We start from the raw sequence: 15,252 nt of genomic DNA on the forward strand, positions 1-15,252 counted from the left end.
TCGCCGCGGTTGCGGGCCGCGCGCTCGGCGGCGTCGCGGGCGCTGGTGCGCGGGCCCGTGCGGGCGCGGCCGTCGGCCTGGGCCTTGCCGCCCCTGAACTTGCTGGCGCTGGACTTGCCGGCCTGAGGCTTGCGCCCCGTCGGCCCGCCGCTTCTGGGAGGTCGTATCGTCATGCTTCCGCCGGCACCCGTCTCCGCGTCGGACGGAGCGTCCGGGCGCATGGGCCGCGGCGTCGCGGACGTCCGGACCGATGGGATTGCCCGGCTGTAGCATCGCCCGCGCCGAGCGGCAAAGGCGGTGGGCCGGCCCGGTCCGTCAGGGCTCCGCGCGCCACGCGTCGCGGAGGCGGTCCTTCAGGCCGGCGGGGAAGAGGTCGGGACCGCCCGGCACGTCGAGCCCGTCCAGATCGCACCACCGCGCCACGCAGGCGGTGCCGGAATCCTCGTGGAACACGAAGCGCTCCTGCCCGTCGAACCGCCCCGGCGGCAGGGCGACGGGGAACAGGAACAGCACCTCGTGCCCGACCTGCCCCTCGTGCGTGAAGATGTTCTCCACGACGCGGGGGCCGCCGAGCACCGAGACGGTGACGCCGAGCTCCTCCCGGAACTCCCGGATCAGGGCGTCCTCGACCCGCTCGCCGAACGCGACGCTGCCGCCGAGCGGCCGGACGCCTTTCAGCCGCCCGTCATCCGCGCGGACCTCGGCCACGAGCAGGCTGTTGCCGCGCCGGGGCAGACCCAGCGCCTTCACGCGAATCTCCGCAGGGGGCCGCCAGACCGTCATCCCGCACGGGCTAGCCCGTCGTCGGCGAGGCCGCAACGGACCGGCGCACAGCGCGCCGATCCACGGCAACAACCGGACACACGGTTGACGCCCGCCCCCGCTACGGCCAAGCTGTGCTCGACGGTTCCCCTCGGGGATCAAAAGGGAACGCGGTGAGGGGTTCGCCCCGAAGCCGCGGCTGCCCCCGCAACTGTAAGCGGCGAGCCCTTCACCACCACGTCACTGGGTCACCCCGGGAAGACGGTGCGAGGGCGGCGACCCGCGAGCCAGGAGACCTGCCGTCAGCCGTGGTCACACGCGAAACGCGCCGGGCGGGGTGTCCTGGCGGGTGTCGAGGCGACGCCAGTCCCGAGGGGAGGCGGCCGCCGAGGCCTCGTTCGCGGTGACGTGCCACAGCAAGCGCGCCCGCGACGCCGTTCCCCATGCCCGTCTCCGCCGTCCCGACTCCCTCGAGCCCTGTCGCAGGACGCCGTCGCGCGCCCGCACGGGCAGAGGCTACCGGACAGCGGGCGCATTGTAATGTTATTACAATGCCTGTAGGACGCGGGGGCCGGCGCGCGCCGTGCACGGACCGCTTTCCCCATGTCTCCATCGACCCATCGCTCCCGCCCCGGCGGGCGGGCCCCCCTCTGCGGCGTTCTCCTCGCGCTCCTCGCCAGTCCGGCCGCCGCACAGGAGGCGGTCACGCTGGATGAGCTGTCGGTCGCGGGCGCGGGCGGCGACCCGGGCCGCCTCCCGCCGAACGGGCTCAACCTGCGCACGCCCGACCGGACCGCGAGCCGCCTCGGCCTGACGCCGCTGGAGACGCCCGCCAGCCTCGACATCGTGTCGGGCGAGACCGCGCGGCTGCGCGGCCAGGACACGATCGCCGAGGCCGTGACCCAGGACGCGACCGGCATCACCACCATCGCGGCGCCCGGCAACGGCAACGGCGCGTTCACGTCCCGCGGCTTCGCCGGCCCGAACTCGATCCAGCAGCTCTACGACGGCACGCGCTTCTACGTCGGCGCCAACACCGTGACCTTCCCGTTCGACACGTGGAACGTCGAGCGGATCGAGGTGCTGCGCGGGCCGTCCTCGGTGCTCTACGGCGACGGCGCCATCGGCGGCGTCATCAACGTGGTGCCCAAGAAGCCGGTCTTCGTGCCGATCAACGCCGCCCGCGCGGTGATCGGCACCGACGGGGTCGCGCGGCTCGCCCTCGATTCCGGCGGCCCGCTGGGGCAGGCGGAGTACGGCGACACCTTCGCGTACCGCCTCAACGTCAGCGGCAACCGCGCCGACGGCTGGATGCGGCCGGAGGGCGATTTCCGCAACCTCGCGGTCTCCGCCGCCCTGCTGTTCCGGCCGAGCGCCGACCTGGCCTTCACCCTGAGCCACGATCTCGGCTACCAGGAGCCCGCCCGCTACTGGGGCACCCCGCTGGTCGAGGGACGGATCCCGGATCTCATCCGGTTCAACAACTACAACGTCCGCGACGCGAAGATCACCTGGGCCGACAACTGGACCCAGCTCAAGACCGAGTGGTCCCCCTCGGCCGACATCACGATCCGCAACACCGCCTACCGGCTGACCAGCCGGCGCCACTGGCTCGACGTCGAGCAGTACAGCTACAACCGCGGCACCGGGCTCGTGGACCGGGGCGACTACCTGGAGATCTACCACAGCCAGGAGCAGGTCGGAGACCGCCTCGACGCGACGTTCCGGGGCAGCCTGTTCGGGCTGCCGAACCAGTTCGTGGCCGGCTTCGACGTGAATCACATCGACTTCCGCCACACCAACAACTTCTACTTCGACCAGACCACGAGCGTGCCGCTCACCGGCTACGATCCGGGCCTCTTCCCGCAGAACGGCCGGGCGCGCCCGGCCTACGCGACACAGACGAGCCAGGCCTCGGTCTTCGCCGAGGACCGGGTGATCCTGTCGGACAAGCTGTCGTTCCTCACCGGCGTGCGCCTCGACGTGCCGACACTGAACCGCGAGGACCTGCAGACGGGATCGCGGTTCGAGAAGACCTATCGGGCGCTCGGCTACCGGTTCGGCCTCGTCTACAACCCGACGCCGGACAGCGCGCTCTACGCCCAGTACAGCTTCGCCACAGACCCGGTGAACAGCCTGATCACGCTGTCGCAGTCGCTGGCGGGCTTCAAGCTCGCGACCGGCGATCAGGTCGAGATCGGCGCCAAGGGGCTGGCCTTCGACGGCGCCCTCGAATGGACCGTCGCGGGCTACCGGATCGTCAAGGACAACCTGATCTCGGCGATCCCCGGCCAGCCGACGCTGTCCACGCAGGTGGGGAGCCAGTCCTCGCAGGGCTTCGAGCTGGCGCTCGGCTGGCGCTTCGCGCCGGGCTGGCGGCTCGACGGCAACCTCGCGCTCCTCCACGCGCAGTACGACCGGTTCGACCAGACGGTGAACGGCGCCACCGTCTCGTATGCCGGCAACCAGCCGATCGACGTGCCCGAGCGCGTGGCCAACCTCTGGCTGACCTGGGACGTCACCCGCGACTGGACCGCGCGGGTCGGACTGCAGAACGTCGGGCAGGTCTACAGCGACTTCGGCAACACGGCGCGGCGCCCCGCCTACAACCTCGTCAACGCGGTCCTGGACCATCAGGTGACGGCGGATTCGCGCCTGTCCGTGCGGGTCTACAACCTGTTCGACAAGGTCTACGCGATCTCGGGCAACGCCGTGAACGGGGTCGGGACCAACTGGCTGCTCGGGCGCCCGCGCTCGGTCGAGGTCGCCTACACGGTGACGTGGTGAGCCTGCCGCGCCGGCTCGGCAAGGCGGGACGGCGCTGGCTGCTCCTGTTCCACCGCTGGGCCGGGATCGCCGCGGGGCTGTTCTTCGCGCTGTGGATCGGCTCCGGGCTGGTGATGCTCTACGTGCCGTTCCCGGCGCTCACCGAGGCCGAGCGGCTGTCGCGGCTCGCCCCGATCGCCTGGGATCAGGTCGCGGTCGCGCCGGACGACGCGCTCCGCGCCGGCGGGCTCGCCGGCGTGCCGGCCGCCTTCGGCCTGGAGATGCGGGGCGGTGAGCCGGTCTACCGGATCGCCGGCCACGACGGCGCCCGGGTGACGGTCTCGGCACGGACCGGCGCGCGGCTCGGCCCGCTGACACCCGCAGACGCGCTGCGTGTCGCGGCCGGTGGTGCTCCGGCTGCGCAGGCCGAGCAGGTCGCGCGCGACCAGTGGACCGTCACGGCCCGCTACGACCCGCTCCGGCCCTTCCTGAAGGTGGCCCTCGGCGACGCCGCGGGGACCGAGCTCTACGTGTCTGCGGTGACCGGCGAGATCGCCCTCGACACGACACGCTTCGAGCGGGGCTGGAACTGGGTGGGTTCGGTGGCGCACTGGATCTACCTCACGCCGCTGCGGGCCCGGCCGGAGCTGTGGCGGACGATCCTGTTGTGGCTCTCCGGTTTCGCCGCCCTCGGCGCGCTGAGTGGAGGCGCGATCGGGATCTGGCGCCTGCGCCTTCGGCGGCGCTACGCGGCCGGGGCCGTCACGCCCTATCGCGGGCTGGCGCGCTGGCACCACCTGCTCGGCCTCGCGGGGGGCCTCGGCTTGAGCACGTTCATCGTCAGCGGCTGGATCTCCATGAACCCGAACCGCTGGTTCAGCGCGACCAGCCCGCCGGTAGCGTTGCGCGCCGCCTATGCCGGAACCCCGCCGGCGCTCGGCCTCGATCCGCACCGGCTCCGCGATGGCGCCGTGCCGGATACGCGCACCCTGCGCTTCGCCGCCATCGGCGGACGCTGGTGGATCGTCGCCGAGACGGCGGACGGCCTCCGGACGGTCGCAGCGGACGGCGCGACCGCCCTCGACGCGCGCAGCATCGCGACGGCCGCGGCAGACGGTTTCGCGGACGGTCCCCTCCGGTCGATCCGCCCGCTATACGCCTACGACGCCTACTGGTATCCCCACGGGGCCGACCCACGGCCGCTTCCGGTGCTGCGCCTGCGCTTCGGCGACGCGGCCGCCACGTGGCTCCACGTCGATCCCCGGGACGGCACGATCCTCCAGCGCCTGGACCGCTCGGGCCGGATCAACCGCTGGCTGTTCGACGCCGCGCACCGGCTCGACCTGCCGGGGCTCACCGGCAACCGCCCCCTGCACGATACGGCCCAGTGGGTCCTGAATTTCCTGGCGGCGGGCATCGCGGTCACCGGGATCGTGGCGGGCTGGCGCAGGCTGCGTCGGACGCTGTCCGCCTGAGGTCGGTTTCAGCGTGTGCTGTCGAGCGGTCGAGATCAGCCCGGCGGTGGTTTCCGATCCGGTCGTGCTGCGCGTCAGGACGACAGCCCGGAGGCGGACGCAAATATCTCCACGTCCGGCCTGTGCGCCTGTCGGTATTCACGGGGGCTCACGTCGTAGCGATCCTTGAAGCGGCGCGCGAAATGCGCCTGGCTGCTGAAGCCGCAGCCATAAGCCAACAGGCCGATCGACAGGGTGGCGCAGGCCGGGTCGGTCAGGCGTTTGGCTGCCACCTCCAGTCGGCGTCCCCAGATGTAGTCGGAGATGTGCCGGCCGCGCTCATGAAACAGCTCCTGCAGCCGCCGCAACGACACGCCCATCGCGGCGGCGAGCCGGGGCGGGTCCAGGTTCGGATCGCCCAGATGGGCCTCGACATAGGCCTTGGCGCGCTGGACCGTGACGGTGCCGTGGATGGAACGGGGTACCTCCTGCGCCATCCGTTCGGCGAGACTCGCCACGATCAGGTCGACGCCGATCGATGCCATGCGCTCGGCCGCGTCAGGGGTGAGGCGATCGCTGACCCGGACGAGTTCCTGAAGGTACGAGCCCGTCAGGGTCGTCGAGGCGAGGTCCGCTGCGGCCGTGAGCGCGGTGTAGAGTCGGGACGGGCCCAGAACGGTCTCGAAACGCTGGCGCGGCAGATCGATGACCAAGGAGTCGCCGGTCTCAGCCTCCATCACGGATGAACTCGAGTCGAGCAAGATGAGGTCGCCCGGCTCGGTCTTCGCCTCCCGGTCAAGCTGCTGGATTGTATCCCGTCCGGACAGCTTCAGGAGCACGAAAACCCGATCGGGGTTCCCGCGGCGGCGCGCTTTGGCGTCCGTGATTCTGGTCCGCACGGTTGTGTGCCAGAAATGCGAGATCGGCATCGCGCCGATACACGTCACGTCCAGCCGTCCCTGGAACGGGAGACCGTCCGGCGTCTCGATCTCGGCAGGCACGAGCCGCTCGCAGACCAGCTCCCGCCATTGGCGGACCGCGTTTCTGGGATGAATCCCGTCTGTCGAGAAAAACGGTTGCATCCGCCGCCTGGGCACCCCTGTCGCCACCCGGTGGCAAAGATCGGGAAGCCCGGCGTTTATTGTATATAATCTACCTTCACAACAGGTAGACGCGGGACAACGGGCGGAGCAGCGGCGCCCGGCCAAACAGCGCCGTCCGGAAGCGGGCCGGCGATGATCCATCCCTCTCGAGCATCATCACGATCACGCGGCCTGATGTCCGACCCTAGAACCGCGCCGTCAGGAACAGCCGCACGTTCCGCCCCGGCAGCAGGATCTCGTCCTTCTTGAACGAGGTCGAGTTGCGGATATCGTCGTTCAGCAGGTTGCGGCCCTGGAGGCCGAGGGTGATCGCGCTCGCCCCGTAGACCGCGGGATCGACGGCCTTGGTGTAGCTCAGTTCGGCGCGCAGGTCGTCGTAGCCGGGGGTCGGCGTCTCGTACACGGCCGTGGCGTCGTGGCTGAAGGCGTGGAGCAGGTTCACCCGCGCGAACCACCCGTCGGCCCGCAGGTAGACGCCGCCGCCGAGCCGGTAGGGCGGGATGCGCGGCACGTTCGCGCCGTTGTCGAACTGGGCGCGGACGAAGTCGAACTGCGCCTCGACGCCGGCGAAGCCGTTGCCCACCGGCACGAGGTCGTACTGGCCGATGATCTCGGCGCCGTAGAAGGTCGCGTTCTGCTGCTGGTAGACGATCTGCCGGTTGTCGGTGCCGACGCCGCAGGAGGCGAAGTCGTCGTCGCAGGTCAGACCCGTGTAGTTCCGGTAGATGAAGCCGGTGTAGCGGGTGAAGTAGCCGGTGGCGTCCAGGCGGAACGGCCCCTCGGCCCGCCGGATGCTGGCCTCGACGGTCCGGGCGCGCTCCTTCTTGAGGTTCGGGTTGCCGATCTCGAAGGTCGCGGTGGCGTCGTGCGGGCCCTGCGAGAACAGCTCGTAGCCCGTGGGCCCGCGCTCGACGTAGGAGCCGGTGAGGCTCGCCACGAAGCCGTAGGGCAGGTCCTGCAGGGCGCCGATGCTGGCGCTCTTCGGGGCGAAACGCCGGGTCCGGGCGTACTGGAACGGCTCCTGGCCGTCGACCGGCACGTAGTCGGAGGGGAACTGGGCCGCCGTGCTCGAGAGCCGGTCAACCTCGTAGCGCCCGGCGGCCTGCAGCCGCGTGCCGGGGCGCAGTTCCAGCTCCTCGAAGAGGTAGACCGCGTTCGCGCGCGACTCCGTCTTCGGCAGGAACGATTCGAGTTGCGTGTTGATCACGCGCCGGTCCGACTGGAAGCCCAGAGCGCCGGTGAGCCTGCCGAACTCGGTGATGACCGGGACGTGCTGGAGTTCCAGGCGTCCCTCGGCCTCGCGGTTCTTGAAGATCGCCTGGACGCCCTCGATCCCGTCGTCGCCGATCCCGACCTCGTTGTGGCGGTAGACCGAGTAGCCCGCCCAGTAGCGGATCACCTCGAAGGGCCCGTCGAGCGGACGGTACTCGCCCCGCGACAGGACCCGGTCCTGGTTCGGGGTCAGGCGGGTCCGGTCCTGCTCGGCAACGCCGCCGGGGATCGCGTAGACCGCGTCGTAGTGGCTGAAGGAGATGCCCACGAAGCCGCGGTCGCCGATCGCCGAGATGCCGACCGCGCCGCCCTGCGACTCGTTGTACGAGTTGCGCTGGATCCCGCCGGGGATCGCGTAGCTGTCGTTGGCGGTCTTGAAGCCGTCGGCGTGGACCGCGATGCCGTCGCCGCCGGCGTCCACCGTGGCGGCCCCGAGCCGGCCGTTATCCACGCTGGAGAAGCCGCTGGTGACCTGCCCCTGCACCCCGTTCGCCGGGATGAAGGTCGGGACCCGGTTGTTGTCGGCCGAGACGACGCCGCCGATGGCCCCCGAGCCGTAGCGCAGGGTCGCGGGACCGCGGATCACCTCGATCCGGTCGGAGACCAGCGGGTTCACCGGCACGGCGTGGTCCTCGCCGAGGTCGGACACGCCGCCGTTGACGATGCCGTTCTCCTGGATCCGCACCCGGGCATTGTCGAGGCCGCGGATGATCGGTCGCGAGGCCGCACCCGGCGCGTAGGTCGTGCCCGAGATGCCCGGACGGTCGAACAGGGCGTCGCCCAGGGTCCGGGGCTGGTCGCGCGCGATCTGGTCCTGGGTCACCACCGTCACCGGTGAGAACGTGTTGGTCGCCACCGGCAGGACGCCGATCGGCACCGCCGCGTCCGCCGCGACCGCGCCGCGCGACGGCTGGATCGGGCTCGGGCTGGTGACGCTGATCTCGTCGAGGGCGACGGCCTGCTGCGCCCGCGCGGCGGACGGTGTGAGGAGGCCGGCGCAGACGGTCGAGGACAGGACCGTGCTGGCGAGGAAGCCGAAGCGGCGCGAGGGAAGCATCGAGACTCACACAGTGTTATATCGTTTCATTGTTGCGGCCCATCGGATCGGTGCAAGCCTTAATCCCGCGCCCGTCGGACACGGGCGAGAAACGTTACATCGTTGCAACAGGCGTCCGGGCGGCGCTTCGGCTCGCTCCGTCGATGCGGCTTGACTTTGAAACGTTATAACATTTTGATCGCGTCATGACCCAGCGCGACACCCGCCTTCCCGTCACCGTCCTGTCCGGCTTCCTCGGGGCCGGGAAGACGACCCTGCTCAATCACGTGCTCAACAATCGCGACGGCCGCCGCGTCGCGGTCATCGTGAACGACATGAGCGAGGTGAACATCGACGCCGATCTGGTCCGCGCCGGGGGCGCCGACCTGTCCCGGACCGACGAGACCCTGGTCGAGATGACCAACGGCTGCATCTGCTGCACCCTGCGCGACGACCTGCTCGCCGAGGTCCGGCGGCTGTCGGAGACGGGGCGGTTCGACTACCTGCTGATCGAGGGAACCGGCATCGCCGAGCCGCTGCCGGTCGCCTCGACCTTCTCGTTCCGCGACGAGGCCGGCCGGTCGCTCTCGGATCTCGCCCGCCTCGACACGATGGTGACCGTGGTCGACGCGGTGAACCTGCTGAAGGATTACGGCTCGGCCGCCTTCCTGCGCGAGCGCGGCGAGACGGCGGGCGCCGAGGACACGCGCACGCTCGTGGACCTGCTCGTGGAGCAGATCGAGTTCGCCGACGTGGTGGTGATCAACAAGGCGCGCGACGTGCCGGCCGAGCACCTCGCGCTGGTGCGCTCCGTCGTGCGCGGCCTGAACGCCGATGCCCGCATCCTCGAGACCGATCACGGGCGCGCGCCGCTCGCCGAGATCCTCGACACCGGCCTCTTCGACGAGGAGAAGGCGCAGCAGCACCCGCTCTGGTTCAAGGAGCTCTACGGCGCCCACGCGCACGTGCCGGAGACCGAGGAGTACGGCATCGCCTCCTTCGTCTACCGGGCCCGGCGGCCCTTCGACCCGGAGCGCTTCAACGCCTTCGTCAACGCCACGTGGCCGGGTCTGATCCGCGCGAAGGGCCACTTCTGGCTCGCGACCCGGCCGGACTGGGTCGGCGAGTTCTCCCTGGCGGGCGCCGTGGCCCGGGTCTCGGCGATGGGGTTCTGGTGGTCGGCCGTGCCGCGGCGGCGCTGGCCGGAGGCGCCCGAGTTCCAGGCGCGGCTCCGGGACGTCTGGAGCGAGGTCTGGGGCGACCGGCGCCAGGAGCTGGTCTTCATCGGCACCGGCATGGACGCCGCGGCGCTCACGGCAGCGCTGGACGCCTGCCTGATCGAGACCGGCGCGGACCGGGCGCCGTTCGATCCCGCGCCCTATCGCGGCCTGCCGGATCCGTTCCCGGCCTGGCGCCGCGCGGCCTGAGGGCGACGGTCAGGTGGCCAGCGCCTCCGCCTCGTCCTCGGCCTCGATCTCGGCATCTGCCTCGGTCGTCTGACCGGATGCGCCGGCCGCCTCCGCGAGGCCGCGAGCCGCCTTGCGCAGGAGCTTCCGGAGGCGGCGGCGATCGGTCTTGTCGAGGTGGTCGAGCAACTCGGCCTCGACCTCCTCTTGGATCCGCTCGATGGCCTCGGCCTTGGCCCTGCCGGTCTCCGTGAGCTGGACCCGCACCACGCGGCCGTCGCCCGATTCGGCCCGGCGCTCGACGATGCCGAGGGCCGCGAGCCGCGTGACGGTCTTGGAGGCGGTGGGCGGCCGGACACGCAGCAGGGCGGCGAGATCGCCCATCGTCATCGTGCCGGCCGCGGCGAGCGCCTGCACCACCTGCTCCTGGCCGGCGAACAGGCCGAGCTTCGCCAGACGGTCGCCGGTCCGTGCCCGGTGCAGGCGCGCCGCCTGCACCAGCGCCCAGCCGACGCTGCGCACGCCGGGCGGCCTCAGCTTCTTGGACGGGAGGCCGAGCACCGCGGCCTCGTCCTGATGATCGCGCTTCTGCTTGTCGCCCACCGGAGCGCCCGAATTAGAGCCGGCGGCCGCCGGACGATCCTGAATCTGCACCGTCCACCCCCATCAAGCGGCCGCCCCGGTCCCTGTGGCGCCGACCGGTGACGGTGCGATGACGGGGCTGGCGCGGAGGCCCGCTCAGCAGTGCATGAGACGCTGGAGACGGTCCAGGATGTCCTCGCCGGTGCAGGGACGGGCGATGAACTCGGCATGCTCGGGCATGCGGGCCGGGTCCGGAGCCGCGCGCCCGGACACGATCAGGATCGGCAGTTGCGGCCGCGCCTCGGCCACGGAGCTCGCGAGGTCGAAACCGTCGGTCTTTCCCGAGAGCTGCACGTCCGTGACCAGCCCGCAAATGTCCGGGCGCGCCTGCAGGATGCTCAGCGCCCGCTCGGCCGAGGCGCACTGGACGGTGTCGTAGCCGCCTTCCTCCAGCACGTCCCCGAGGTCCATGATCGTCAGCGCCTCGTCCTCGACGAGGAGGATTACCGGCCGATCGCCGCTCGAACCCGTCTGCTCGCTCGCCACTGTGTACTCCCTTCGGCAGCACCCGGCCGCGCGGGCCGCCGCACGCATCTCCAGCCGTAGGCCCAACGGCAGAAACGGTCCCGGGTTGCAGGCGGGCACGGGGGCTCGTCACGGGAAAGTGGAACGCGCGGGCGTCATGTCGATGCCGGCGCCAGCTCGGTCACCACCCCGGCGACAGCCTCGACGAGCCGGTCGAGATCGGCCGCACCGATCGTGAGCGCGGGGGTGAGGTAGACGATGTCGCCGAAGGGCCGCACCCAGACGCCGCGGGCGAGCAGTTCCGCCTTCAGGACGGCCAGATCGGGCGCCCGCGCGAACTGGACCGCGCCGATGGCCCCGAGGACCCGGACATCGGCCACGCCGGACACACGCCGCAGCGGCTCCAGCCCCGCGGCGAGGCGCTCCGCGATGGCGCGGGCCTGGCTCAGGCGCGGCTCGGTCTCGAACAGGTCGAGGCTGGCATTGGCCGCCGCGCAGGCGAGGGGGTTGGCCATGAAGGTCGGGCCGTGCATCAGCGCCGCCGCCGGATCCTCGGACCAGAACGCCGCGAACACCTCCGTGCGGGCGATCGTGGCGGCGAGCGCCATCGTGCCGCCCGTGAGCGCCTTCGACAGGCACAGGATGTCGGGCACGATCCCCGCCTGCTCGCAGGCGAACAGGCTGCCGGTGCGCCCGAAGCCGGTGAAGATCTCGTCGGCGATGAGCGGCAGCCCGTGGCGGCGCGCCAGCCCGGCGACCGTCGCCAGCACCTCCGGCGGGTGGGTCCGCATCCCGCCGGCCCCCTGGACCAGCGGCTCGACGATCACCGCCGCCAGGGTGTCGCGATGGGCCGCCAGGGCCACGTCGAGCGCCGCGGTCTCGGCCGCGCTGCGCGGCAGGTCGCAGAAGATCTGGCTCGGCAGGTAGGCGCCGAAGCGGCGATGCATGCCCTCCTCGGGGTCGCAGACCGACATCGCCCCCATCGTGTCGCCGTGGTAGCCGCCGCGGAACGCGAGGACCTTCGTCCGCCCGCTCACGCCGCGGTTGATCCACATCTGCGCCGCCATCTTGAGCGCGACCTCCACGGCGACCGAGCCCGAATCGCTGAGGAAGACGTGGTCGAGATCGCCCGGCAGCAGGGCGGCGAGCCGCCGGGCCAAGGCCTCCGCCGGCGCGTGGGTGAGGCCGCCGAACATCACGTGGGGCATGCGCGCGAGCTGGTCGGCCACCGCGCCCGCTATGTGTGGGTGATTGTAGCCGTGCACCGCAGTCCACCAGGAGGCGATGCCGTCCACGAGCTCGCGCCCGTCGGCGAGGCGGATGCGGGTGCCCTGGGTCGCGACCGCCTCCAGGGGCGGCGCCGCGCGGCGCATCTGCGTGTAGGGCCGCCAGAGATGGCCTGCGGGCGTTGCGAGGGTCATGCGCCTGGCATGATGTGGCCTCGGACGGGGGTCAAGGACCGGCACCCGCCGCTTGACATTGTCCGCGCGGCACCGCCCATCCCCGTCTCCATGGACAGCCTCGACGCCTTCGCCACCGGGAAACTCGACGCCCTCGAGGCCGGCAGCCTGCGCCGCAAGCTGGTGCCGACGGAGCGCGGCGCCGGCGCCGCGGCGGCGCGGCGGGGACGGGCGCTCGTCTCCTTCTCGTGCAACGACTATCTCGGCCTCTCGCATCACCCGCGGGTGATCGCGGCGGCCCAGGCCGCGGTCGCGAGCCACGGCGCGGGGGCGGGCGGGTCGCGGCTCGTGACCGGCGACCACCCCTATCTCGGCGCGCTGGAGGCCGGCCTCGCCCGCCACAAGGGCACGGAGGCCGCCCTGGTCTTCGGCAGCGGTTACCTCGCCAATCTCGGCATCACCCCGGCGCTCGCCGGGCGGGGCGACCTCGTCCTGCTCGACGAGCTGTCCCACGCCTGCATGTGGGCGGGCGCGCGGCTCTCGGGCGCGCGGGTCCTGACCTTCCGCCACAACGATCCCGGCGACCTCGCGGCGCGGCTCGCCGAGCACCGGCCGCACCACGGGCGCGCCCTCGTGCTGACCGAGCGCGTGTTCAGCATGGACGGCGACCGGGCGCCCCTCGGCGACATCCTGGGCATCGCCGAATCCTTCGACGCCTGGACGCTCGTGGACGACGCCCACGGCATCGGCGTGGTCGAGGACGGACCGCGGGCGCCCCTGGAGATGGGCACCCTGTCGAAGGCGCTCGGCTCGTACGGCGGCTATCTCTGCGCCTCGCGCCCGGTCATCGACCTGATGACGAGCCGCGCCCGCAGCTTCGTCTACACCACCGGCCTGCCACCGGCCTCGGCCGCCGCGGCCCTGGAGGCGCTGGCGATCCTGGAGGCGGAGCCCGAGCGCCGGGCCCGTCCCCTCGCCCTCGCCCGGCGCTTCACCGCCCGCCTGTGCCTGCCGGAGGCCGAGAGCGCGGTCGTGCCGGTCCTGGTCGGCGAGGCGCAGGCGGCGCTCGACATCTCGGCGGCGTTGGAGGCGCAGGGCTACCTCGTGGTGGCGATCCGCCCGCCGACCGTGCCGGCCGGCACCGCGCGGCTGCGGGTCGCATTCTCGGCCGCTCACGACGAGGCCCAGGTCGACGCCCTCGCGGAGGCCGTGGCCGCCCTGATCGGTTGAGCGCGGGCGCTTCTCGGTGATCGCGCCGATTCTCATATCTGCGGGCCGAACAAGCGGCTGCGGACACCGTTCGTCTCTGCGAGCCCAGCGAAGCTGGGCAGGGCGGCACGACCCCTGGGATCGTGGCGCCACGCTGGATTGCTTCGCTGCGCTCGCAAAGACGGTGAGGGCGTCGCGACAACCTGCTAAGGCGTTTCGCGCATCGAGAACCCGATCCGGCCGCCCGAGGTCGGGCGACATCATCGAGAGGACGACGCCATGGACGCCACCGCGCTGCGAGCCCTCCAGGCTCCGATCAAGGACAAGTACCGCACCGCGCCGGACGCGGCGGTCATCACCTTGAAGGCCAGGGGCACGCTGGACGACACCAAGATCGCCTGCAAGGTCGAGACGGGCCGCGCCATCGCGGAGGCCGGGCTGCATCCGGCCACGGGCGGCTCGGGCGCGGAGCTGTGCTCGGGCGACATGCTGCTGGAGGCGCTCGTCGCCTGCGCGGGCGTGACGCTCAAGGCGGTGGCGACCGCCCTGGAGATCCCGCTGCGCGCCGGCACGGTCAGCGCCGAGGGCGACCTCGATTTCCGCGGCACCCTCGGGGTCGACAAGGAGGCGCCGGTGGGCTTCCGCAACATCCGCCTGTTCTTCGAGCTCGACACCGACGCGTCGGAGGACAAGCTCGCGCAGCTCCTGAAGCTGACCGAGCGCTACTGCGTCGTGTTCCAGACCCTCAACCACAAGCCGGAACTGTCCGTCGCTGCGACGACGGCCTGACGGAGGGCAGCATGGCGGGCGGCATCACCCAGGCCGAGTACTGGAACGGCGAGGTCGGGACGCGCTGGGCGCGCAATCAGACCGTCCTCGACGCGATGTTCGTCCCGCTGACGGAGGCGCTCTTCGCCCGCGCGGGGCTCGCCCCGGGCGAGACGGTGCTCGACATCGGCTGCGGCGCGGGCGCCACGACCCTGGAGGCCGCGCGCCGGGTCGGGCCCGGCGGGAGCGTGACGGGCGCAGACATCTCGGCGCCGCTCCTCGCCGTGGGGCGGGAGCGCGCCGAGGCGGAGGCCCCCGGGAGCGCGTCGATCCGGTTCGTCGAGGCCGATGTCGAGACGGCCGATCTCGGCCGGTTCGACCACGTCGTGTCGCGGTTCGGCGTGATGTTCTTCGCGGATTCCGCCCGCGCCTTCGCCAACGTGCGCCGGATGCTTCGGCCGGGCGGCCGGATGACCTTCCTGTGCTGGCGGCCCCTCGCCGAGAACCTGTGGGTCGGCGTGCCGCGCGACGCGGTGCTGCCGCTCCTGCCGGAGGTGCCGCCGCCACCGCAGCCCGACACGCCGGGTCCGTTCCGCTTCGCCGACGCCGACCCACTCGTCGCGCTCCTGCGCGGGGCCGGGTTCGACGCCGTCACCTGCGATGCCCTCGACCGGGACATCGTCCTCGGGCAGGGCGAGACCGACGCGGCAGCGGTCGCGGCGGCCACCCACGTCGCCCTGAACCTCGGGCCGAGCTCCCATCTCGTCCGCGAAGCCGCGCCGGATCTCCGGGCGCGCGCCGAGGCGGCCGTGGCGGAGGCCCTCCGGCGGCACGCGGCGGGCGGCGCCGTGCGCCTGCGCGCCGCCTGCTGGCTCGTCCAGGCGGGATAGGTTCCGCGCCGCTGCTCGCTCTCACCGTCTTCGCGAGCGGAGCGAAGCGATCCAGCCCGCGCGACGATCCGGGGCGTCC

General features: G+C 72.0%; 12 protein-coding genes and 1 riboswitch. Of the genes, 6 read left to right on the top strand and 6 right to left on the bottom strand.

Annotation, left to right across the window (positions count from 1 at the left end):
* Positions 1-315: 315 nt before the first annotated feature.
* Positions 316-750 carry an NUDIX hydrolase gene (locus tag ACLBYG_RS23260; protein ID WP_020093664.1) on the bottom strand — a complete coding sequence of 145 codons (435 nt, stop codon included), beginning with the start codon at positions 748-750 and terminating at the stop codon, positions 316-318.
* Positions 751-887: 137 nt separating this feature from the next.
* Positions 888-1,080: riboswitch (cobalamin riboswitch) on the top strand.
* 285 nt (positions 1,081-1,365) lie between these two features.
* On the opposite strand from ACLBYG_RS23260, the gene ACLBYG_RS23265 reads away from it, so the two are divergent.
* Both ACLBYG_RS23265 and ACLBYG_RS23270 read left to right on the top strand, forming a co-directional pair.
* Positions 1,366-3,549: a TonB-dependent receptor gene (locus ACLBYG_RS23265; protein ID WP_091979460.1), complete on the top strand. Its 2,184-nt coding sequence runs from the start codon at positions 1,366-1,368 to the stop codon at positions 3,547-3,549.
* On the top strand, positions 3,543-5,003 hold the full coding sequence (locus ACLBYG_RS23270; protein WP_447683054.1) for a PepSY domain-containing protein: 1,461 nt from the start codon (positions 3,543-3,545) through the stop codon (positions 5,001-5,003). The genes ACLBYG_RS23265 and ACLBYG_RS23270 overlap by 7 nt, the downstream gene beginning before the upstream one ends.
* A gap of 74 nt (positions 5,004-5,077) precedes the next feature.
* On the opposite strand, the gene ACLBYG_RS23275 is transcribed toward ACLBYG_RS23270, so the two are convergent.
* Entirely contained in the window at positions 5,078-6,064 is a 987-nt protein-coding gene (locus ACLBYG_RS23275) for a helix-turn-helix domain-containing protein (protein WP_447683055.1), read from the bottom strand.
* 205 nt (positions 6,065-6,269) lie between these two features.
* Positions 6,270-8,414 (bottom strand): TonB-dependent receptor, encoded by a 2,145-nt coding sequence (locus ACLBYG_RS23280; protein WP_447683056.1) that lies wholly within the window; start codon positions 8,412-8,414, stop codon positions 6,270-6,272.
* A 185-nt stretch (positions 8,415-8,599) separates the two neighbouring features.
* Between ACLBYG_RS23280 and zigA the strand changes: the two genes are divergently transcribed.
* The gene (zigA, locus tag ACLBYG_RS23285) at positions 8,600-9,820 is read left to right on the top strand and encodes a zinc metallochaperone GTPase ZigA (RefSeq protein WP_056525541.1); all 1,221 of its coding nucleotides are present in this window, start codon (positions 8,600-8,602) and stop codon (positions 9,818-9,820) included.
* 9 nt (positions 9,821-9,829) lie between these two features.
* On the opposite strand, the gene ACLBYG_RS23290 is transcribed toward zigA, so the two are convergent.
* From ACLBYG_RS23290 to ACLBYG_RS23300, 3 genes are all read right to left on the bottom strand, one after another.
* Positions 9,830-10,402 carry a MarR family winged helix-turn-helix transcriptional regulator gene (locus tag ACLBYG_RS23290; RefSeq protein WP_020093671.1) on the bottom strand — a complete coding sequence of 191 codons (573 nt, stop codon included), beginning with the start codon at positions 10,400-10,402 and terminating at the stop codon, positions 9,830-9,832.
* A 135-nt stretch (positions 10,403-10,537) separates the two neighbouring features.
* Positions 10,538-10,927, bottom strand: coding sequence for a response regulator (locus ACLBYG_RS23295; protein ID WP_020093672.1), 390 nt, complete (start codon positions 10,925-10,927; stop codon positions 10,538-10,540).
* Positions 10,928-11,061: 134 nt separating this feature from the next.
* Complete coding sequence (locus tag ACLBYG_RS23300) at positions 11,062-12,327, bottom strand: adenosylmethionine--8-amino-7-oxononanoate transaminase (protein ID WP_447683057.1); 1,266 nt, start codon at positions 12,325-12,327, stop codon at positions 11,062-11,064.
* 90 nt (positions 12,328-12,417) lie between these two features.
* Between ACLBYG_RS23300 and ACLBYG_RS23305 the strand changes: the two genes are divergently transcribed.
* From ACLBYG_RS23305 to ACLBYG_RS23315, 3 genes are all read left to right on the top strand, one after another.
* Entirely contained in the window at positions 12,418-13,536 is a 1,119-nt protein-coding gene (locus ACLBYG_RS23305) for an aminotransferase class I/II-fold pyridoxal phosphate-dependent enzyme (protein WP_091924869.1), read from the top strand.
* Between the two features lie 258 nt (positions 13,537-13,794).
* The gene (locus ACLBYG_RS23310) at positions 13,795-14,304 is read left to right on the top strand and encodes an OsmC family protein (RefSeq protein ID WP_056525551.1); all 510 of its coding nucleotides are present in this window, start codon (positions 13,795-13,797) and stop codon (positions 14,302-14,304) included.
* An 11-nt stretch (positions 14,305-14,315) separates the two neighbouring features.
* Positions 14,316-15,173 (top strand): class I SAM-dependent methyltransferase, encoded by an 858-nt coding sequence (locus tag ACLBYG_RS23315; protein WP_447683058.1) that lies wholly within the window; start codon positions 14,316-14,318, stop codon positions 15,171-15,173.
* Positions 15,174-15,252 lie beyond the last annotated feature (79 nt).

Source organism: Methylobacterium sp. D53M, assembly GCF_053345625.1.